Consider the following 19,349-nt stretch of genomic DNA (forward strand, 5'->3'; position numbering starts at 1 on the left):
GGTGCTCCCTCGTGGGGTTCGTCCCCGCCAGCCTACGGCCGCGCCCGAGGCGGAGTCACCGCCGGCCCGCGGGCCCGAGACCGGTCCGTGACCGAGCCGGGCCTTGACCGGCTCGCTGTTATCGCTAACACTACTCGCCTGAACGAGTGACGCAGGACACCCGGAAGGCGGTGACGGTGTGGCAGGACCGGCGGGCGAACGGCAGGCGAGCCTGACCGACGTGGCCGGGCTCGCGGGCGTGTCCCACATGACCGTGTCGCGGGTCATCAACGGCACCGGGCCCGTGCGGCCGGAGACACGGGCGCGCGTGCTGGCCGCCGTCGAGGAGCTGGGGTACCGGCCCAACTCGGCGGCGCGGGCGCTCGTCACGGGGCGCTCCGGCACGCTCGGCGTCGTCGCGCTGGAGTCCAATTTGTACGGACCGGCGAGCACGCTGCACGGCATCGAGAACGCCGCGCGGGAGGCCGGGTACGCGATCACCATCTCGAGCGTGAGCCGACCGGGGCGCTCGTCCATCGCGGACGCCGTGGAGAGCTTGCGGCGCCAAGCGGTGGAGGGCATCGTCGTGATCGCTCCGCACGTGACGGCCGGGCGCGCGCTGGCGGGGATCCCCGCGGCGGTGCCGGTGGTGGCCGTCGGCGGTGGCGCGGCCGCACCAGTGCCGGTGATCTCCGTGGACCAGTACGACGGGGCGCGCCGCGCGACCGAGCACCTGCTCGCGCTCGGGCACCGCACCGTGTGGCACGTCGCCGGGCCCGAGGATTGGCTCGAGGCGCTCGACCGCGAACGCGGCTGGCGCGAAACCCTGCAGCGCCACGGCGCCGAGGTGCCGCCGGTCATCCGGGGCGACTGGAGCCCGGCGTCCGGCTACGCCGCGGGGCGGGCGCTGGCCAAGCGGCGCGGGCTGGACGCCGTGTTCGCCGCCAACGACCAGATGGCGCTGGGGTTGCTGCGCGCGTTCACCGAAACCGGCATCGCGGTGCCGGGGGACGTGCACGTCGCGGGTTTCGACGACGTACCCGAGGCCGCGTATTTCACCCCGCCGCTGACCACGGTCCGCCAGGACTTCATCGAGGTCGGCCGGCGCACGTTCGGCCTGCTGACCGAGCGGATGAGCGGAGGTGACCAGGACGCCCGGTACCTGGTCGAGCCCGAGCTGATCGTCCGGGAGAGCACCGGACCGCGCTGACCGGTCCCCACCGAAGGAGAACCCCGTGTCCCCGCACCAGGCAAATGTTAGCGCTAACATTCCGGAACCGCTCACCGTCGGCATCGACTTCGGCACGCTGTCCGGCCGCGCGGTCGTCGTCCGGGCCCGCGACGGCGCCGAACTGGGCAGTGCCGTGTACGAGTACCCGCACGGCGTCGTCGACCGCACCCTGCCCGCGACCGGGGAACCGTTGCCGCCCGACTGGGCGCTGCAGGTCCCGGCGGACTACCTCGGCGTGCTGCGCACCGCCGTCCCCGCCGCGCTCGAAGTCGCGGGTGCGAACCCCGCGCACGTCGTCGGCATCGGCACGGACTTCACCGCCTGCACGGTCGTCCCGACCACTGTGGACGGAACCCCGCTCTGCGAGGTGCCGGAGTTCGAACGCGAACCCCACGCGTACGTGAAGCTCTGGCGCCACCACGCAGCGCAACCGCAGGCCGACCGGATCACCGAGCTGGCGCGGCGCCGCGACGAGAAGTGGCTGCCCCGCTACGGCGGCCTGATCTCCTCGGAGTGGGAGTTCGCCAAAGCGCTGCAGGTGCTCGAAGAGGCACCGGCCGTCTACGCGGCGACGGCGCACTGGGTCGAGCTCGCCGACTGGATCGTCTGGCAGCTGACCGGGACCTACGTCCGCAACGCCTGCACCGCCGGGTACAAGGGCATCCTCCAGGACGGCGAGTACCCGAGCGCCGACTTCCTGCGCGAGCTGAACCCCGCGTTCGCCGGCTTCGTCACGGACAAGCTCGACCACCCGCTCGGCCGCCTCGGCGACCGCGCCGGCTCGCTCACCGCCGAGGCCGCGGCGTGGACCGGGCTGCCCGAGGGCATCGCGGTCGCGGTCGGCAACGTCGACGCGCACGTCACCGCGCCCGCGGCGCAAGCCGTCGAACCCGGCCGCATGGTCGCGATCATGGGCACCTCGACCTGTCACGTGCTCAACGCCGAAGAGCTGCGCGAGGTCCCGGGCATGTGCGGCGTCGTCGACGGCGGGATCGTGCCCGGGCTGTGGGGTTACGAAGCCGGGCAGAGCGGGGTCGGCGACATCTTCGCCTGGTTCGTCGACCACGGCGTCCCGCCGAGCTACCACGAGGCCGCGCGCCGCGAGGGCGTCACGCTGCACGAGCACCTCACCGAACTGGCCGCCTACCAGGCCATCGGCGCACACGGGCTGCTCGCGCTCGACTGGCACAGCGGCAACCGGTCGGTGCTGGTCGACCACGAGCTCTCCGGCGTCGTCCTCGGCCAGACGCTCGCCACGCGCGCCGAGGACACCTACCGCGCGCTGCTGGAAGCGACCGCGTTCGGCACCCGCACGATCATCGAGGCGTTCCAGGACTCCGGCGTGCCGGTCACGGAGCTCGTCGTGGCCGGCGGGCTGATCCGCAACGCCTTCCTCATGCAGCTCTACGCCGACGTCGTGAACCTGCCGCTGTCGGTGATCGGCTCGGCGCAGGGACCGGCGCTCGGCTCGGCCATCCACGCGGCCGTGGCGGCGGGCGCCTACCCGGACATCACCGCGGCGGCCCGTGCGATGGGTTCGGTCCGGCGCGGGGTGTACCAGCCCGTGCCCGAGCACGCCGCCGCGTACGACCGGCTCTACGCCGACTACCGCGAACTGCACGACCACTTCGGCCGTGGCGGCAGCGCCGTGCTGCACCGCCTCGCGGCGCGGCGCCGTGAAGCCGCCACCACCGTCCGGAAAGGACAGTCCTGACCATGTCGCTGACCGACGAACTGCTCGGCACCGTCACCGAACTGCGCCGGACCGTCGCGGAGCTGCACGGCGAGCTCACCCGCAACGAGCTGGTCGCCTGGACCGCCGGCAACGTCTCGGCGCGCGTGCCCGGGCGCGACCTGATGGTGATCAAACCGTCCGGGGTGTCCTACGACGACCTGTCGGGGGACACCATGGTCGTCACCGACCTGCACGGACGGCTGCAGTACGGCGACCTCGCGCCCTCGTCCGACACCGCGGCCCACGCCTACGTCTACCGGCACCTGCCCGAGGTCGGCGGCGTCGTGCACACCCACTCCACCTACGCGACCGCGTGGGCCGCCCGCGGTGAGCCCATCCCGTGCGTGCTCACGATGATCGCCGACGAGTTCGGCGGCGAGATCCCGGTGGGCCCGTTCGCGCTGATCGGCGACGACTCCATCGGCCGCGGCATCGTCGAGACGCTGCGCGCCAGCCGGTCGCCGGCGGTGCTCATGCGCAACCACGGGCCGTTCACCGTCGGCCGCACGGCGCGCGACGCGGTCAAGGCGGCGGTGCTGGTGGAGGACGTCGCCCGGACCGTCCACAAGGCGTTCGAGCTCGGAGCGCCCGCGCCGCTGCCGGCTGAAGACGTCGACCGCCTCTACGCGCGCTACCAGAACGTCTACGGCCAGCGCTGAGCCCCGGCCGGCCACCTCTGACAGGAGAAAGATGCCTTCGCAGAACAAACCCCAGGTCTGGTTCCTCACGGGGAGCCAGGCGCTCTACGGCGAGGAGACGCTCGAACAGGTCGCCGGCCAGTCGCTGGAGATCCAGCGGCTGCTCGCCGCGACCGGCCGGCTCTCGGCCGAGCTCGTCGGAAAACCGGTGCTGACCGAGGCTTCGGCGATCCGCCGGCTGCTGCTCGAAGCCAACGCCGACGCCTCTTGCGTCGGGGTGATCGCCTGGATGCACACGTTCTCGCCCGCGAAGATGTGGATCGGCGGGCTGGACGCGTTGCGCAAACCGTTGCTGCACCTGCACACCCAGCTCAACGAGGCGCTGCCGTGGCGCAGCATCGACATGGACTTCATGAACCTCAACCAGGCCGCGCACGGCGACCGCGAGTTCGGGCACGTGCTCACCCGGCTCGCCGTACCGCGCAAGACCGTCGCGGGGCACGCGGGCGATCCGGTGGTCGTGGAGCGGATCGACGCGTGGCTGCGGGCCGCGATCGGCGCCGACCACCTGCGCGAGCTGCGGCTGGCCCGCTTCGGGGACAACATGCGCGACGTCGCCGTCACCGAAGGGGACAAGGTCGAGGCGGAGCTGCGCTTCGGGGTCTCGGTCAACACCTACGGCGTGAACGACCTGGTCGAGCTCGTCGACGGAGTGTCCGAAGAGGACACTTCGGCACTGGTCGCGGAATACGCCGAATCCTACGACCTCGTGCCGGAACTCGCGCAGAGCGGTGCGCGGCACGAATCGCTGCGCTACGCGGCGAAGGTCGAGCTCGGGCTGCGCCGCTTCCTCACCGACGGCGGGTTCGGCGCCTTCACCACGAACTTCGAGGACCTCGGCGGGCTGCGGCAGCTGCCGGGACTGGCGGTGCAGCGGCTGATGGCCGACGGCTACGGCTTCGGCGGCGAAGGCGACTGGAAGACCTCCGCGCTGCTCGCCGCGGTGAAGGCGATGGGCACCGGCACCGGCCGCGGCGCGTCGTTCATGGAGGACTACACCTACCACTTCGGGCCGGGGGAGGCGAAGATCCTCGGCGCGCACATGCTCGAGGTCTGCCCGAGCATCGCGGCCGCGCGCCCGTCGTGCGAGATCCACCCGCTCGGCATCGGCGGGCGCGAGGACCCGGTCCGGCTCGTGTTCGACGCCGCGCCCGGCCCCGGCGTCGTCCTCGGCCTGGCCGACCTCGGCGACCGGTTCCGGCTGGTGGCCAACACGATCGACGTCGTCCCGCCCGACGAGCCGCTGCTCAGCCTGCCCGTCGCCCGTGCGGTCTGGCGGCCGGCGCCGTCGCTCGCCACCTCCGCGGAGTCCTGGATCACCGCCGGGGCGCCGCACCACACCGTGCTGACGCAGGCGGTGCCCGCCGAAACGATCCGCGACTTCGCGGACCTGCTCGGCGTCGAGCTCCTGACCATCGACGCCGACACCACCAACCCCGGATTCGCCGACCGGATCCGCTGGAACCAGGCCTACTACCGGCTCGCCCAGGGCTTCTGAAAGGAGCACGAACAATGAAGTTCATCCGAGGGATCCGAGTTACCGCCGCCGCCGCGCTGGCCCTGACGCTGGCCGCCTGCGGGTCGAGCGTCAAGACCGCCGATCAGGCTCCGGCTCCCGGCGCGTCGGCCGGCGCGCTCGTCGGGGTCACGATGCCGACGAAGTCGTCCGAGCGCTGGATCCACGACGGCGACAACATCAAGTCCGCACTCGAGAAACTGGGCTACAAGGTCGACTTGCAGTACGCCGAGAACGACATCCCCACGCAGGTCAACCAGATCGAGAACCAGATCACCAAGGGCGCCAAGCTGCTGGTGATCGCCTCCATCGACGGCACCGCGATCACCACCCAGCTGCAGGAGGCGGCCGACCACAAGATCCCGGTGATCGCCTACGACCGGCTCCTGCTCAACAGCCCGAACGTCGACTACTACGCCACCTTCGACAACTTCAAGGTCGGCGTCGAGCAAGCGAACTCGCTGGTCAAGGGCCTCGGCAGCGGACCGGGCCCGTTCAACATCGAACTGTTCGGGGGTTCGCCGGACGACAACAACGCGACGTTCTTCTTCAACGGCGCCATGTCCGTGCTCAAGCCACTCCTGGACAGCGGCAAGCTCGTGGTGAAGAGCGGCCAGACGACGTTCGCGCCGACCGCGATCCTGCGCTGGGACCCGGCCACCGCGCAGCGGCGCATGGAGGACCTGCTCACCAAGACCTACACCGGCGGCGCGAAGGTCGACGGCGTGCTCTCGCCCTACGACGGGCTGTCGATCGGCATCCTCTCCGCGCTGAAGAGCAACGGCTACGGCACCGCCGGCCAGCCCTATCCCGTGGTGACCGGGCAGGACGCCGAGGTCGCGTCGGTGAAGTCCATCATCGCCGGCGAGCAGTACTCGACGGTGTTCAAGGACACCCGCAAGCTCGCCGACGTCACGGTGAAGATGGCCGACTCGGTGCTCAAGGGGGCGAAGCCGCAGGTCAACAACACGACCGACTACAACAACGGCAAGAAGGTCGTCCCGTCGTACCTGCTGCAGCCCGTGGTCGTGGACAAGTCCAACTACCAGAAGGAACTCGTCGACTCGGGCTACTACACCGCGGGGCAGCTGAAGTGACCGAACTGCTCGGCATGCGCGGGATCACCAAGACCTTCCCCGGGGTCACCGCGCTCGCCGACGTCACCCTTTCCGTGCGCCGCGGGGAGATCCACGCGATCTGCGGGGAGAACGGCGCCGGGAAGTCGACCCTGATGAAGGTCCTCTCCGGTGTGCACCCGCACGGCAGCTACGACGGGGAGGTCCGGTTCGACGGCGAGGAGTGCCAGTTCGGCTCGGTGCGCGACAGCGAACGCCGGGGGATCGTGATCATCCACCAGGAGCTCGCGCTGTGCGGGCAGCTCTCGATCGCGGAGAACATCTTCCTCGGCAACGAGCGGGCGCGGCGCGGCTTCATCGACTGGAACCGCACCAACCACGAGGCCGGCGAGCTGCTGCGGCGCGTCGGCCTCGGGGAGAACCCCGTGACGCCGGTGCGCGACCTCGGTGTGGGCAAGCAACAGCTCGTGGAGATCGCGAAAGCGCTGTCGAAGCAGGTGCGGCTGCTCATCCTCGACGAGCCGACCGCCGCGCTCAACGACGACGATTCGGAGCACCTGCTCGACCTGCTGCGCGGGCTGCGCGACGAGGGCGTGACGTGCGTGATCATCTCGCACAAGCTGGGCGAGGTGATCTCGATCGCCGACACCGTCACGATCCTGCGCGACGGCCGGACGATCGAAACGCTCGACGCGGCCGGGCTCACCGAGGAGCGGCTGATCACCGGCATGGTCGGGCGCGACCTCGAGCACCGGTTCCCGCCGCGCGTGCCCGACGTCGGCGACGAGGTGCTGCGGATCGAGGACTGGACCGTGCACAGCCCCACCCAGCCCGGCCGGGTCGTGGTCGACCGCGCCAACCTCACGCTGCGGCGCGGGGAGGTGGCCGGCCTCGCCGGGCTCATGGGCGCGGGCCGGACGGAGCTGGCGATGAGCGTGTTCGGGCACTCGTACGGCACCGGTATCTCGGGCCGGCTGATCAAGGACGGCGTGCCGATCGACGTCCGCTCGGTCCGCGACGCCGTCCGCCACGGCATCGCGTACGCCACCGAGGACCGCAAGCGCTACGGGCTGAACCTGATCGAAGACGTCCAGCGCAACGTTTCGGCGGCCGGGCTCGCGAAGCTGGCCCGCCGCGGCTGGGTCGACGAGCACGCCGAGCACGACACCGCCGCGCGGTTCCGCCGGGACCTGCGGATCAAAGCGCCGAACGTGCGCAGCGTGACCGGGAAGCTCTCCGGCGGCAACCAGCAGAAGGTGGTGCTCGCCAAGTGGATCTTCACCGACCCCGACGTGCTGATCCTCGACGAGCCGACCCGCGGCATCGACGTCGGCGCGAAGTTCGAGATCTACACGATCATCAACTCCCTTGCGGCGCAGGGGAAGGCCGTGCTGGTCATCAGCTCCGAGCTGCCGGAGCTGCTCGGGCTGTGCGACCGGATCTACGCGCTGTCCGCGGGGCGGGTGACCGGTGAGGTCGCCCGCGCGGACGCGACCCAGGAGCTGCTGATGCAGTACATGACGAAGGAACGGCAATGACCACAACGGACACCCCGCGGACCGCTCCGCCCCCGGTCGCGACGCCGGGCCGGCGGATCTCGATCAACCCGCGCCAGAGCGGGATCTACGTCGCCTTCGCCCTGATCGTGGTGCTGTTCGAAGTGCTCACCGGCGGTGCGCTGCTGGAGCCGCAGAACATCTCGAACATCATCGTGCAGAACTCCTACGTGCTGATCCTCGCGATCGGCATGATCCTCGTGATCATCTCCGGCCACATCGACCTGTCGGCCGGATCCGTGGTCGCGATGACGGGCGCCGTGTCCGCGGTGCTGATGGTGAACCTGCACGTGCCGTGGCCGCTCGCGGTGCTCATCACCTTGGTGACCGGTGCGGTGATCGGGGCGTGGCAAGGTTATTGGGTCGCGTACTTCGGCATCCCGGCGTTCATCGTGACGCTGGCCGGGATGCTGGCGTTCCGCGCGCTGACGCTGACGGTGCTCGGGAACCAGGGCATCGGCCCGTTCCCCGACGCGATCCGGACCCTGTCCAACGGGTTCACCGACGGCTACCTCGGCAACATCGGCCTCGGCCCCCTCGGCGGCGCCGACCTCGTGAGCCTGATCGTCGGCGTGCTCACCGTCGCGGCGATCGCCGTCACCCAGCAGCGCAAACGCTCGGCGCGGCTCGGTTACGGCCAGGAGGTGGACCCGTACCCGGTGTTCGTCGCGAAGGTCGCCGGCGCCGCCGTGCTGGTGCTCGCGGTGGTCGTGCAGCTCGCGCGGTTCAAGAACCTGCCGTGGGTCCTGATCCTGCTCGCGGTCCTCGTGGTGGGCTACTCGCTCGTCGCCGGCCGCTCCGTCTTCGGCCGCCACATCTACGCCGTCGGCGGCAACCTCCAGGCGGCGACCCTGTCGGGCGTCAAGGTGAAGTCGGTGGCGTTCTGGATCTTCGTGAACATGGGCGTGCTGGCCGCACTGGCGGGCATCATCTTCGCCGGCCGCCTCAACCAGGCCGGCCCCACGGCCGGCGTCAACTTCGAACTGGACGCGATCGCCGCCGCGTTCATCGGCGGCGCCGCCGTCCAGGGCGGCGTGGGCAAAGTCGTCGGCGCGATCACCGGCGGCCTCATCATGGCGGTGATCAACAACGGCATGTCGCTGATCGGCGCCCCGAGCGAGCGCGTGATGCTGGTCAAGGGCGTGGTCCTCCTCGCCGCCGTCGCGTACGACATCTGGACCAAACGCCGGGGCACCGCGTAGGGGAGCGACGCTCGGCCGTCCCGGCCGACGGCCGAGCCTTGTTCCAGCCCGTTGTTTCGCAGTAGTCCGGGCGCGCTACGAGGACGGGGTCGAAGTGGCTGCCCTCCTGGTCGTTCTCGTGCGAACCGGCGTAGTGGTGGTCCCCGCACAGCTCGGCGTTGGAGAACACGGCGCCACGTGCGGACGCTGACTGTGCTGAGGCGCTCGCCGTGACTCGTCCTTGCTCGGTGTTTCGTGGTCAGGGCCGGCCGGCGCGAGGTGACTCGACGCGGGTGGCCAGGAGTTTGCCCTCCCGGGCATTCTTGCGGGCCTCCTCGTGGAAATCCGGTGCGGCGCACAGGAACAGGGTGTCGCCGTCGGTGCCGCCGAGGGTGCAGGCGAAGATGCCGGTGCCGGCGGGGATTTCGTCGGCGATGGCGCCGCCCTCGTGGACGCGGAGGGCGCGGTTGCCGATGGCGTCGGCGATCCACAGGGCGCCGTCGGCGTCGAGGCAGCAGCCGTCCGGGGCGACGGTGACCTGGGGGAACAAGGCGTCCTGGGTGCGGGCGGTGGGCTGCTCGCCGAATGTGGCCCAGGTGCGGCGGTTCGTGAGCGAGCCGTCGCCGGTGACGTCGAAGGCGGTGACGCGGTTGGCGAAGGTCTCGCAGACCAGGAGCACGCCGTCGTCGGTGAGGACGCTGCCGTTGGGGAACCACAGGTCGTCGGCGACCGTGGTGACGGTGCCGTCCGGGTCCACGCGCAGCAGCACGGCCGTCTCGAGCGGCTGCCCGCCCATGAGGTCGAAGCCGAACTCGCCGACGTAGGCCCGGCCGTGCGCGTCGACGACCATGTCGTTGGGGTGGCCCTTGACGTGCCCGGAGAGGTCGGCGTGGGTCACCAGCGTGCCGTCGGGCTCACGGCGCAGCAGGCGGGCGTCGCGCATCGAGATCACCAGGAGGCGCCCGTCCGGGAGCCAGCCCAGGCCGGAGGGCTGCTGCGGGACCTCGGCCTCGGTCCGCAGATCACTGCCGTCCGGGGCGGCCGAGAGTACGCGGTAGGTGTAGAAGTCGGCGAACCAGATCCGCCCGTCGTGCCAGCGCGGGCATTCGAGGTACGCGAGTCCTTCGAGGACAGTGGTGAGGTCACGGCTCATGGCTGCTCCATCGCGGGTCGTCAGGAGGTGCTGGCTTCGAGGAAGCGCTCGAGTTCGCGCTTCGTGTCCGGTCCGCAGGGCTGGAAGACGATCTCGGTGACGCCGCGTTCTCGGTAGTCGTCGAGCTTGCGCCGGATCTGGTCGCGGGTCCCGCTGAGCGTGACCTCGCGCAGGGTGCTGCTGCCGCCCGCGCGCCATGCCGCTTCGTCGGCCGCGCTGAGCTCGACGCAGTGTCCGGAGTGGACGGCCAGGTGGCGCCGTTCCTGCGGCACCGCCTCGACGACCTTCAGCCACTCCTCGCCGCCGGGCAAGGCGCGGACGGCGTCGGGGCCGCCGAACTCGTACGCACCGTGGAACGACAAGGCCCAGCCGGGGCCGCCCGCCACCCGCGCGTGTTCGGACGAATCGTCCTCGTCCTCGTCGAGCACCGTGCCCCATTCGAGGTAGGGCACCCAGCTGTGCTCGGTCATGAACTCCGGTGGGGCCAGCGTGGCGAAGAGCCCGTCGCCGAGTTCACGGGCGACTTTGTTGCCCTTCGGCCCGAGCGCGCCGACGAGGACCGGGACGTCGACGGGGCGGGCCGGCGCGTGCCCGTCGGGGTGCAGCATCCGCATCTGCGCGCCCTCCCACTCGACGACTTCGCCCCGCAGCAGTCCCCGGTACGCGCGGATGTAGGCCTCCATGAAGGCCCACTTGACGGCGCCGTAGCCCATGGCCCGGCGGCCCGAGAACCCCGTGCCGAACGCCACCGCCACGCGTCCCGGTGCGAGCGCGGCCAGCGTGGCGGTCGCCGCCGCGTTGACCATCGGGTGGCGCAGGCTGGGCACGAGCACGCCCGGGCCGAGGCCGATGCGCTCGGTGCGGTCCGCCGCGAGCGCCAGCGTCATCCACACGTCGGGACTCTGCTGCGGCGTGTCGTAGACCCACGCGCGGTGGTAGCCCAGGCGCTCGGCGAGGGCGATGTCGTCAGGGGAACTCAGAGCGGTGGGAAACGCGCAAGACACGTCCATGTGCCCTCCTCCGATCGAGTGGCCGATCGTTCGAGCGCCTCTGCCAGGGCAAATGACTAAGCGCCCAGTAACCTTGCGATCTGTGTGGCACGGTACACACGTCGATCGGGTCCGGCAAGGCGGCCGTGTGGCAGCGTTGTCGGCGGAAGGGAGACGGTCATGGGCGCCCAGCACTCCGCGGTTCCGGAACTGGTGGACGAGTCGCCGGACCTGTGGGACGAAGGCTTCGGCGACGCCGCCCGGCGGCTGCTGACCGCGGGCGTGCGGTGCTTCGCCACGAACGGCTTCCACGCCACGAAAACCCGCGACATCACCTCCGCCGCGGGCCTGTCGTCGGCGGCCTTGTACGTCCATTTCGCGTCGAAGGAACACGTGCTCTTCGAGATCGTGCGGGCGGCCCACAAGAGCGTGCTCGCGGTGGTGAGCGAACCACCCGCCACCGGAGACCCCGCGGCCCACCTGAAGTCGCTCGTCGCGCGCTTCGTCGCCTGGCACGCCCGCTACCACGTCGCCGGCCGCGTCGGCCAGTACGAACTCTCGGGCCTGACCCCCGACCACTACGCGACGATCATCGCCCTCCGCCAGCAGACGACGGCCGTCTTCCACGAAGCCATCCGCCGCGGCACCCGCGAACGAGCCTTCGGCCCGGTCGACGACCACCGCGTGGTCCGCGCGATCCTGTCCCTGTGCGTCGACCTGGTCCGCTGGTACCGCCTCGACGGCCCCGACTCACCCGAAGAGGTCGGCCACTTCTACGCCGAACTCGCCCTCGGCATGGTCACCGCCGCCGGCACGGTAACTCCTTCCGGCGACGGCGTGTGATGACCCGCAGGGGAGCCGCGCAGAAGTATCGGGAAGGCGATTGGTTCGCAGTGCCGCTCACCGACGGGCGGTTCGGCGTGGGCCACATCGCGCGAGGGACGAAGAAGTCCTTCTCCCTCTTCCGCGGCCGCTTGCCGGCTTGAGCGGGGATCGAGTCCGAAGTGGACGGCTGAGTACCGATGCTCTGGAACCCGTGCCACCACGACGATCCCGGCCACCGGGTCGCTTCAGGACCAGATCACCGGCACAGCCGCCCCACCGGAAGCACCTCCCGGACACGGTCGTCGGTCACGGCCATCATGACGCTGCGCTCGGTACGAGCTACTTCGAGCAGCCGCTGAGGCACGAGCCGCGCGTCGGCTTCCCGCGTGTCGTGGGTTCGCGAAGTCAGCCGCTGCTGGGCGGGCGGCGACCGGAGGCCGGCCGCGAGGCGGCTCTTGGGTTCGATCCGCGACATCCGATCAACTTCGGTGCGGCTCAGCCAGCCGCCCGGTAGCCGACGATCCGCAACGCGAACGCGCCGTACAGCGCCGCCACCTCGGTGGCCGTGTAGTGGCCGCCCGGGTGGAACCACGCTTTGGCGTTGTTGCCCATCTCGAGGATCGCGAAGGAGGCGACGCGCGGTTCGGGCACGTCGAACACGCCTTCGGCGCAGCCGCGGTCGACGATGGCGAGCAGGCGGCGGCCGTAGGCGTCGCGTTTGTCGATGATGGCCTGCCGGAGCGGGTCGGGGAGGTTGCGGATCTCGCTGTTGCACACGGTGACCTCGGCGGGGTTCTCGAGGAAGTCCAGGACCGTGACCTCGGTGGCGAGCCGCAGCTGCTGGGCGACGTCGGTGACGCCGTCGAGGGCGGTGGCGAGCGCGGCGAGCGCGCGGTCCATGGCCACGTCCATGATCCGGAAGAGCAGATCCTGCTTGGACGTGACGTGGTTGTAGAGGTTCGGCGCCGAGACCGCCAGCACCTCGGCGATGTCCTTCATCGAGGTGCCGCGGTAGCCACGGCTCGCGAACAGGTCGCGGGCGGCTTCGTGCACGGCCTGCGGCGAGACGGCGGTTGACTTGGTCACCCCGCCACATTACTGTCTCGTGCCACCCGCTGAATGAACGTTAATTAACCACCGGCCGGAGAGGTCACCGGCCGGTGACGCGAACGGCCGAACCAGCCACAGCCACGCGGCCGCCCTCGCACCTGGATGCCAGAGCAGCCATCTTGGACCCGGACGGCGCCCGTTCCCGGTTGCGGACCGGACGCCGCCTCGAACCGACGAGGAGACGTACCCATGGCGAGTGAGCTGACCCCTGCGCGGGAGACCGCGCAGTCCGCGGCCCGCACCGGCCCGCCGATGCGCAGAGTGGCGCTTTCCGTGCTGATCGGCACGACCATCGAGTGGTACGACTTCCAGCTGTACGGCATCGCCGCCGCGCTGGTCATCGCGCCGCTGTACTTCCCGTCGGCCGATCCGCTGGCCGGTTCGCTGCTGGCGTTCTCCACGTTCGCGATCGGGTTCGGCGCGCGGCCGATCGGCGGCATCGTGCTCGGCCACTTCGGTGACCGGATCGGCCGGAAGAAGATGCTGGTCCTGTCGCTGACCATGATGGGCTTCGCGACGTTCCTGATGGGCGCCCTGCCGACGTACGCGCAGATGGGCGTCTGGGCGCCGATCCTCATGGTGCTGCTGCGCTTGGTGCAGGGCTTCGGCGTCGGCGGCGAGTGGGGCGGTGCCGTGCTCACGGCCGTGGAGTACGCCTCGCCCCGCAAGCGCGGGCTCTACGGCAGCCTCCCGCAGATCGGCGTTCCCGCCGGGCTCGTGCTGTCGACGCTGGTGTTCCTGCTGGTGTCGCAGCTGCCCGACGCGCAGTTCCTGGCGTGGGGCTGGCGGATCCCGTTCCTGATCAGCATCGTGCTGGTCGTGGTCGGGCTGGTCGTGCGGCTGCAGCTGCGCGAAACGCCGGTGTTCGAGAAGGTCCGGGAACGCAACGAGGAGCAGCGCGCGCCGCTGGTCACCGCGATCCGCGCGTACCCCAAGCAGATCCTGCTCGCCGTCGGCTCGATGGTCAGCACCGGCGCGTATTACTACATCGTGAACGCCTACGCGCTCAGCTACGCCGCGTCGGCGAAGTCGATGGATCGGGCTTCGCTGCTCACGGCCATCATGATCTCGGGTGTGGTCGCGTGCGCGGCACTGCCGTACTTCGGCTCGATGAGCGAACGGTTCGGCCGGCGCCGGATGATCCTGATCGGACTGGCCGCGATGGCGGTGTGGATCTACCCGACGATCCTCGCCGTCGCGAGCGGCAACTTCCTCGCGGTGCTGGCGGCCTACGTCGTGGGCGCGATCTTCTTCAGCGTCAGCTACGGCCCGCAGGCCACGTTCATTGTGGAGATGTTCGACGCGCGGGTCCGGTTCAGCGCGTCGTCGACGAGCTTCCAGCTCGGTGTGCTGTTGGGCGGTGCACTCGCGCCGATCATCGCGGCGGCGCTGGTCCGGGCGACCGGCACGGTCGTCTCGGTGGCCGTGTACGTGTGCCTGGCGTCGTTGCTGTCGCTGGGCTGCGTGCTGGGGGTGAGCCGGGCGGCGCTGGCCCGGGGCAGCGCCGATCTCGACGGATGACCCCGATCTCGACGGATGGCGCAGTGCGCCTCGGTGCCCGGGCGGGCGCCGAGGCGCACTGTCCTCAGTGGCCGGTGGACCGTCGTTTGAGGACGGGGACGATGCGCCTGAGCGCGAGGCCCGCGGCCAGCAGGGCGAACCCGGCCAGCACCAGCCACAACACGCTGACGCCGGTGTAGGCCAGTCCGCCGGTGACTCCGGCCGCGGTGGCGGCGCCGATCTTCTGGTACATGGTTTTCCTTCGTTTTCCGTGGGTTACCAGCTCTTGCGGGTGCGCAGGAGGGCGTCGGCGCAGGCCTTGGCGTAGCAGGCTTGCAGGAAGTAGTCGAGGACGAGTTCGTACATCGACGCGGCGAGCAGCATTCGGCGCCAGCCCCGGTACCGGAGGGTCACCACCCGCTCCACCACGAAGATCGAGGAGATACCGAGCCACAGCGGCTGCAGGTGCAGACCACCGTCGCACAGGCCGACGACGATCGTCGCGAGGTAAAGCAGGGACACGAGCACCCCGGCCATGGTCAGCAGCTGGCGGCCCCAGTAGCGCCAGGTGATGCGCGTGAGTCCGTATTGGACGCAGTTCTCGACGGCGCCGCGCTTCCAGCGCAGGCGTTGCGCCCACAGCGCCCGCCAGCTGGTCATGACCTCGGTCTCGAGCGTGCACGCGCTGGGCGAGATCACGCGGTGGCCCAGGTGCAGGAGGGCGAACGTGAGTTCGTTGTCCTCGGTGAGCACGGTGGTGTCGTAGATCCCGCCGGCGCCGTCGCCCGCGGGGAGCGTGCCGGCGAGCCGCGCGGCGGAGACCTCGCGCAGCGTGCCGACGCGGAACATCGCCGCGGTCCCGGTGAGCACGAGGCACTTCCCGCGCAGCCGGTGGACGTCGCGGGCGTAGCGGGCGTACTCATTGCGCTGCAGGTGCCCGACGAACCCGCCGCCGGGGCCGCCGCGGAACACCCCGCCGACGCCGCCGTAGCCGCGCTCGACGTGGTCCAGCGCCGTGCCGACGAATCGGGGGTCCACAGTGGAGTCCGCGTCCTGCACGAGGATCACGTCGTCCTCGTCGAGCCGGGGCAGCAGCCAGGCCAGGACCTGGTTCAGCGCACCGGCTTTCTTGTGCTCGTTGGCGACCGACGCCCGCACCCGCGCCCCGGCGGCGAGCGCGACCGCCGCGGTGTCGTCGGTGCAGTTGTCGGTGACGACGAAGATCTCGTCCACCGGGTGCTCCTGCGCGCGCAGGGCCGCGATGGTCAGGCCGATCTGCGCTGCCTCGTCGTGCGCCGGGATCACGGCCACGACGCGCGCGCCGCCGTTCCGGTGCCGGCCGAGGTAGCCGGGACGCGGTTCGGCCAGGGCAGGTGCAGGCATGGGTGGAGGGTCCTTCGATGCGGAGCCGCGGGGGCGGCGGGCTTCGCGCGATCCGTCGCGCTTGGCAGATAGGTCGCCGGAGGACACGGAATGCTACGTGAAACTTCAACAGATCACCCGGAAGGGTGAGGTTTTGACGTACACGGAACGTGAAGGCAACGCGTTGAACAGCTCTTTTGTCGAGGACGGTGGTTCGGAACCAGTTCCAGGGCCGCCCGGATTCTGGTGACACACTGTGGTTGCGTGACTCAAGAACAAGAAGATCCCAGACCGCACGTCCGCCGACCCGGCGGCGCTCGGCCCGCGCACGCGGGTGGGGGGCCGCGGCGTGCTCGGCCTGACCTCGAGCGGGCGCGAAAGCGGGATGCCGCGGGGCGCGCTGGAGACCTGACGACGCCGGCCCGGCCCGGCTTGCACTCGCGGGGCAGGGGGCCGGGCCGGGGAGGGCGGCGTGGAGCAGCGGGCCGCGGATCGGGCGCCGCGGGGTGCCGGTGGGCGCGAGAAGGTCAAGCCGGCGCCGTTTCCGGCGCGGAACGGGAAGCGGCCGTTCAACGCCTCGGGTGTGGTGGCCGTCGGGGAGCGGCGGTTCGTGTTCGTGGACAACAAGGATCCGGGGTCGTTGTTCGAGCTGACGCTGGACGCGGACACCGACGTGGCCGTACGGATCCGGCGGCGCAGACTGGCCGGTGCGGGCGGGGGAGCGCTGGGTGATCCCGAAGGGCTCGCCCGCGTCGACCGGGACGGGGAGATCTTTTTCATCGTCGCCTCTTCCCTGTCCGTCGCGCGGGGGCGGGAGATCAACGACGGCCTGCTGCGCGTCCGGTACGGCGCCGGTGGAGACCTGCCCGCCGAGGTGATGAGCGGCTTCCGGGAGTGATTGCTGGCGCGGCTGCCGGACCTCGGCGGGGCCGGGGTCCGGCAGCCGGAAGACAGCGGGCTGAACGTCGAGGGCGTGGCGTGGGATCCGGGCGCCGGCGCGTTGCTGTTCGGGTTACGAGGGCCGGTCAGCCCGGGACACGTGCGAGTGGTCGTCGTGCCCGTCGACGCCGGGGGTGCGCGGTGGACGACGGCGTGCTTGGGCGAACCGGCGATGGTGTCCATCGGGACGCCGAGACCCTCTGCGGCGCAAGGGATCCGTGACCTCTCCTACGGCCCGCGGGCGGGGGAGTTCCTCAGGGTGCTCGGGCGTTCGGCCGGCCGCGGGGACGAGCCGTTCCGGCTGTGCCGGTGGCGGCCGGGCGAGGACACCGTGCGGCCGTTCGACGTCACCTTCCACCGGAGTGCGAAGCCCGAAGGAGTCACGGCGTTCTCGACGGACGGGAAGCGGAAGATCCTCGTCGTCGACGACGCGGGTGGGTACGCGATCCTCTGACGGCGCTCAGCGGATGCGGGTCCCGGTTTCGGCGCACGAATACCCGCCCAGGTCCTCGATGCTGGTGCGGAACCCGGGGTTCTCCAGCAGGTCCCACAGCGGTGCGAGCAATTCACCTGAGACATCGGCCGCGCGCAAAACCAGGTCGTACGGTTCCTGCGCGACGGGCACGAAGCCGAGGCCGAAAGCACGCGCGGCGGCGAGGATGCCGAGGCCGGTGTCCGCGCGCCCGGCGGCGACTGCGGCCGCGACGGCGAGGTGGGTGTGCTCCTCGCGGGCGTAGCCGGGAATGGCCGCCGGGTCGAGGTCGCGCCGGGCCAGTTCGTGGTCCAGCAGGGCGCGGGTCCCGGCGCCGCGCTGGCGGTTGACGTAGCGCACCCCCGGCTGGGCGAGGTCGTCGATGCCCTTGAGCCCCAACGGGTTGCCCGGCGCCACGAGGAGGCCCTGGTCACGGTGCACGAGGCGGATCACGGCGGCGTCGGGGCCGAGGAGCTTGTCCACATAAGGCAAGGTGTATTCGCCGGTGGCGGGGTCGAGCAGGTGCGAGCCGGCGAGGTGGCAGAGCCCGTCGCGCAGGGCGACGAGGCCGCCGAGCGAGCCGACGTTGGACGAAGCTAGCGTGACGAGCGGGTCGGCGGCGCGCAGCGCGGAGGCGGCGAGGTCGAGCACGAGGTCGTGCGAACCGATCGCGACGATCGTCCGGTCGATCTCCCGCAGACCCCGCAACAGGTCCACGCGCACCTCGGACCCGGCGTGGTGGCCCTCGACACCGGCCGGGACGACGAGGAGGCCGTCGGCGCGGACCAGCGACGTCAGCACGCCGGCGCCGCGGGGGAGCGGCGTGGCGACGACGTGGTCCTGCACCCGGCCGAGCCGCACGCGCACCCAATCGTCCATGCCGACCACGGACGGCAGCTTCCGGGCGAGCCGTGCCGTGGTGGCCGGGCGTTCGCGCGGCCCGGCGCCTTCGAGCTCGGCCAGCAGCGGCGCGGCGAAGATGTCGAAGGTGAGGGCCGCGGACACGGGATAACCGGGCACGCCGAGCACGGGCGTGGCCGGTTCCCCCGCGACGACCCCCAGCACCACGGGGTGCCCGGGCCGCACGGCGACCCCGTGCACGGCGACGGCCCCGGCTTCGGCGATCACGCGGGCGGTGTAGTCGTCGCGGCCCGCGCTGGAGCCGGCGATGAGCAGGACCAGGTCGGCCTCGGCCGCGGCGGCGCGCAGGACCGCGGTGATGGCTTGCGGATCGTCGGGCACGATGTCGGTGACCCGCGCGTCGCACCCGGCTTCGCGCGCCTGCGCGGCCAGCATCAGCGAGTTGGTGTCGAGGATTTCGCCGGGCTCCACGGCCGTCCCGATCGGCCGGATCTCGTCCCCGGTCGGGATGATCACCACGACCGGAGCCCGGCGGACGACCGGCTCCGTCACGCCCGCGGCGGCGCAGGCGGCCACGTCGACCGGGCGCAGCCGATGGCCCTCGGGCAGCAGGAGCTCCGCCGCACTGATGTCCTCGCCGATCGAGCGCACGTGCTGGTACGGCGGCACCGCCGCGCGCAGCTCGGCCCCTTCGGGCGTGTGGTGCACGTGCTCGCGCATCACCACCGCGTCGTACCGCGGCGGCAGCGGATCACCGGTGTCGACGACCTCGAAGTCCGTCAGCACCACCGGTTTCGTTTCGGACGCCGCTGTCGTGTCGGCCGCCAGCACGGCGATCCCGTCCATGCCGGCCGAATCGAACGCCGGCGACGACCGGCGCGCCCACACCGGCTCCGCGGTCACTCGCCCCACAGCCGCGCCGACCGGCACCCGCACGGTACCCACGCGCGGCGGGCACCCGGCGGCGGCGCGCGCCTCCCGCCACGCGGCGAGGGCCTCGGCGGCGGGGACATCGGAGACGAACGGGCTGCTCATGAGTACAGGGTTACCTCGGTGTGGCGCCGCCGTCGAGGCGGGTGGCGGGATCGGTCGGGGTTGTCAGCGGAGCTGGGAGCGGGTTCGGGACGGAACGGCCGTGCGCGCTCGCCGGGGGAGTGCCGTCGGGA

Annotated in this window: 18 protein-coding genes; 11 read left to right on the forward strand and 7 right to left on the reverse strand. The window is 71.3% G+C overall.

From position 1 onward, the window contains the following. The first annotated feature begins 178 nt into the window (after positions 1 to 178). Genes ACIA77_RS33295 through mmsB form a run of 7 tightly spaced genes read left to right on the forward strand, consistent with a single transcriptional unit; the run spans position 179 to position 8,993 of the window. Positions 179 to 1,189, forward strand: coding sequence for a LacI family DNA-binding transcriptional regulator (locus ACIA77_RS33295; protein ID WP_395890002.1), 1,011 nt, complete (start codon positions 179 to 181; stop codon positions 1,187 to 1,189). A 58-nt stretch (positions 1,190 to 1,247) separates the two neighbouring features. After that, positions 1,248 to 2,924, forward strand: a complete 1,677-nt coding sequence (araB, locus tag ACIA77_RS33300) for a ribulokinase (protein WP_395890058.1) — start codon at positions 1,248 to 1,250, stop codon at positions 2,922 to 2,924. A gap of 2 nt (positions 2,925 to 2,926) precedes the next feature. Continuing rightward, complete coding sequence (locus tag ACIA77_RS33305) at positions 2,927 to 3,604, forward strand: L-ribulose-5-phosphate 4-epimerase (RefSeq protein WP_395890003.1); 678 nt, start codon at positions 2,927 to 2,929, stop codon at positions 3,602 to 3,604. A gap of 31 nt (positions 3,605 to 3,635) precedes the next feature. Beyond that, entirely contained in the window at positions 3,636 to 5,141 is a 1,506-nt protein-coding gene (araA, locus tag ACIA77_RS33310; protein ID WP_395890004.1) for an L-arabinose isomerase, read from the forward strand. 14 nt (positions 5,142 to 5,155) lie between these two features. Further along, positions 5,156 to 6,256, forward strand: coding sequence for a multiple monosaccharide ABC transporter substrate-binding protein (gene chvE, locus ACIA77_RS33315; RefSeq protein ID WP_395890005.1), 1,101 nt, complete (start codon positions 5,156 to 5,158; stop codon positions 6,254 to 6,256). Beyond that, positions 6,253 to 7,773, forward strand: coding sequence for a multiple monosaccharide ABC transporter ATP-binding protein (gene mmsA / locus ACIA77_RS33320; protein WP_395890006.1), 1,521 nt, complete (start codon positions 6,253 to 6,255; stop codon positions 7,771 to 7,773). Before chvE ends, mmsA begins: the two co-directional genes overlap by 4 nt. Then, the gene (gene mmsB / locus ACIA77_RS33325; protein ID WP_395890008.1) at positions 7,770 to 8,993 is read left to right on the forward strand and encodes a multiple monosaccharide ABC transporter permease; all 1,224 of its coding nucleotides are present in this window, start codon (positions 7,770 to 7,772) and stop codon (positions 8,991 to 8,993) included. The genes mmsA and mmsB overlap by 4 nt, the downstream gene beginning before the upstream one ends. 238 nt (positions 8,994 to 9,231) lie before the next feature. Here mmsB and ACIA77_RS33330 read toward each other — a convergent pair whose 3' ends face one another. After that, entirely contained in the window at positions 9,232 to 10,125 is an 894-nt protein-coding gene (locus tag ACIA77_RS33330; RefSeq protein WP_395890009.1) for an SMP-30/gluconolactonase/LRE family protein, read from the reverse strand. 20 nt (positions 10,126 to 10,145) lie between these two features. Further along, a complete protein-coding gene (locus tag ACIA77_RS33335; protein WP_395890011.1) occupies positions 10,146 to 11,135 on the reverse strand; it encodes an LLM class flavin-dependent oxidoreductase in 990 nt (329 codons plus the stop codon). Positions 11,136 to 11,294: 159 nt separating this feature from the next. Between ACIA77_RS33335 and ACIA77_RS33340 the strand changes: the two genes are divergently transcribed. After that, positions 11,295 to 11,957 (forward strand): TetR/AcrR family transcriptional regulator, encoded by a 663-nt coding sequence (locus tag ACIA77_RS33340; protein ID WP_395890012.1) that lies wholly within the window; start codon positions 11,295 to 11,297, stop codon positions 11,955 to 11,957. 238 nt (positions 11,958 to 12,195) lie between these two features. Here the strand turns inward: ACIA77_RS33340 and ACIA77_RS33345 are convergent, their stop codons facing one another. Together ACIA77_RS33345 and ACIA77_RS33350 are read right to left on the reverse strand one after the other, a co-directional pair. Further along, on the reverse strand, positions 12,196 to 12,414 hold the full coding sequence (locus ACIA77_RS33345) for a hypothetical protein (RefSeq protein WP_395890013.1): 219 nt from the start codon (positions 12,412 to 12,414) through the stop codon (positions 12,196 to 12,198). A gap of 20 nt (positions 12,415 to 12,434) precedes the next feature. Continuing rightward, a complete protein-coding gene (locus tag ACIA77_RS33350) occupies positions 12,435 to 13,025 on the reverse strand; it encodes a TetR/AcrR family transcriptional regulator (protein WP_395890014.1) in 591 nt (196 codons plus the stop codon). Positions 13,026 to 13,238: 213 nt separating this feature from the next. On the opposite strand from ACIA77_RS33350, the gene ACIA77_RS33355 reads away from it, so the two are divergent. Then, on the forward strand, positions 13,239 to 14,570 hold the full coding sequence (locus tag ACIA77_RS33355; protein WP_395890015.1) for an MFS transporter: 1,332 nt from the start codon (positions 13,239 to 13,241) through the stop codon (positions 14,568 to 14,570). 64 nt (positions 14,571 to 14,634) lie between these two features. Here ACIA77_RS33355 and ACIA77_RS33360 read toward each other — a convergent pair whose 3' ends face one another. Both ACIA77_RS33360 and ACIA77_RS33365 read right to left on the reverse strand, forming a co-directional pair. Beyond that, on the reverse strand, positions 14,635 to 14,802 hold the full coding sequence (locus ACIA77_RS33360; RefSeq protein WP_395890016.1) for a hypothetical protein: 168 nt from the start codon (positions 14,800 to 14,802) through the stop codon (positions 14,635 to 14,637). A gap of 23 nt (positions 14,803 to 14,825) precedes the next feature. After that, positions 14,826 to 15,932 (reverse strand): glycosyltransferase, encoded by a 1,107-nt coding sequence (locus tag ACIA77_RS33365; protein WP_395890018.1) that lies wholly within the window; start codon positions 15,930 to 15,932, stop codon positions 14,826 to 14,828. A 451-nt stretch (positions 15,933 to 16,383) separates the two neighbouring features. Here ACIA77_RS33365 and ACIA77_RS33370 point away from each other — a divergent pair, with 451 nt between their 5' ends. Both ACIA77_RS33370 and ACIA77_RS33375 read left to right on the forward strand, forming a co-directional pair. Then, the gene (locus tag ACIA77_RS33370) at positions 16,384 to 16,809 is read left to right on the forward strand and encodes a hypothetical protein (RefSeq protein ID WP_395890019.1); all 426 of its coding nucleotides are present in this window, start codon (positions 16,384 to 16,386) and stop codon (positions 16,807 to 16,809) included. Beyond that, entirely contained in the window at positions 16,810 to 17,304 is a 495-nt protein-coding gene (locus tag ACIA77_RS33375; RefSeq protein ID WP_395890020.1) for a DUF3616 domain-containing protein, read from the forward strand. It begins immediately after the preceding gene. Between the two features lie 6 nt (positions 17,305 to 17,310). Here the strand turns inward: ACIA77_RS33375 and ACIA77_RS33380 are convergent, their stop codons facing one another. Beyond that, positions 17,311 to 19,218, reverse strand: coding sequence for a molybdopterin biosynthesis protein (locus ACIA77_RS33380; protein WP_395890021.1), 1,908 nt, complete (start codon positions 19,216 to 19,218; stop codon positions 17,311 to 17,313). Positions 19,219 to 19,349: the final 131 nt, after the last annotated feature.

This window comes from Amycolatopsis sp. NPDC051903, from assembly GCF_044452505.1.
Classification (GTDB): domain Bacteria; phylum Actinomycetota; class Actinomycetes; order Mycobacteriales; family Pseudonocardiaceae; genus Amycolatopsis.

What these genes read in the sequence shown, in the direction of transcription:
- ACIA77_RS33340 (WP_395890012.1), top strand. Translation starts at nt 11,295, where the DNA reads ATGGGCGCCCAGCACTCCGCGGTTCCGGAACTGGTGGACGAGTCGCCG.
- ACIA77_RS33365 (WP_395890018.1), bottom strand. Translation starts at nt 15,932, where the DNA reads ATGCCTGCACCTGCCCTGGCCGAACCGCGTCCCGGCTACCTCGGCCGG.
- ACIA77_RS33355 (WP_395890015.1), top strand. Translation starts at nt 13,239, where the DNA reads ATGGCGAGTGAGCTGACCCCTGCGCGGGAGACCGCGCAGTCCGCGGCC.
- mmsB (WP_395890008.1), top strand. Translation starts at nt 7,770, where the DNA reads ATGACCACAACGGACACCCCGCGGACCGCTCCGCCCCCGGTCGCGACG.
- ACIA77_RS33330 (WP_395890009.1), bottom strand. Translation starts at nt 10,125, where the DNA reads ATGAGCCGTGACCTCACCACTGTCCTCGAAGGACTCGCGTACCTCGAA.
- chvE (WP_395890005.1), top strand. Translation starts at nt 5,156, where the DNA reads ATGAAGTTCATCCGAGGGATCCGAGTTACCGCCGCCGCCGCGCTGGCC.
- ACIA77_RS33335 (WP_395890011.1), bottom strand. Translation starts at nt 11,135, where the DNA reads ATGGACGTGTCTTGCGCGTTTCCCACCGCTCTGAGTTCCCCTGACGAC.
- ACIA77_RS33380 (WP_395890021.1), bottom strand. Translation starts at nt 19,218, where the DNA reads ATGAGCAGCCCGTTCGTCTCCGATGTCCCCGCCGCCGAGGCCCTCGCC.
- ACIA77_RS33360 (WP_395890016.1), bottom strand. Translation starts at nt 14,802, where the DNA reads ATGTACCAGAAGATCGGCGCCGCCACCGCGGCCGGAGTCACCGGCGGA.
- ACIA77_RS33305 (WP_395890003.1), top strand. Translation starts at nt 2,927, where the DNA reads ATGTCGCTGACCGACGAACTGCTCGGCACCGTCACCGAACTGCGCCGG.
- araA (WP_395890004.1), top strand. Translation starts at nt 3,636, where the DNA reads ATGCCTTCGCAGAACAAACCCCAGGTCTGGTTCCTCACGGGGAGCCAG.
- ACIA77_RS33345 (WP_395890013.1), bottom strand. Translation starts at nt 12,414, where the DNA reads ATGTCGCGGATCGAACCCAAGAGCCGCCTCGCGGCCGGCCTCCGGTCG.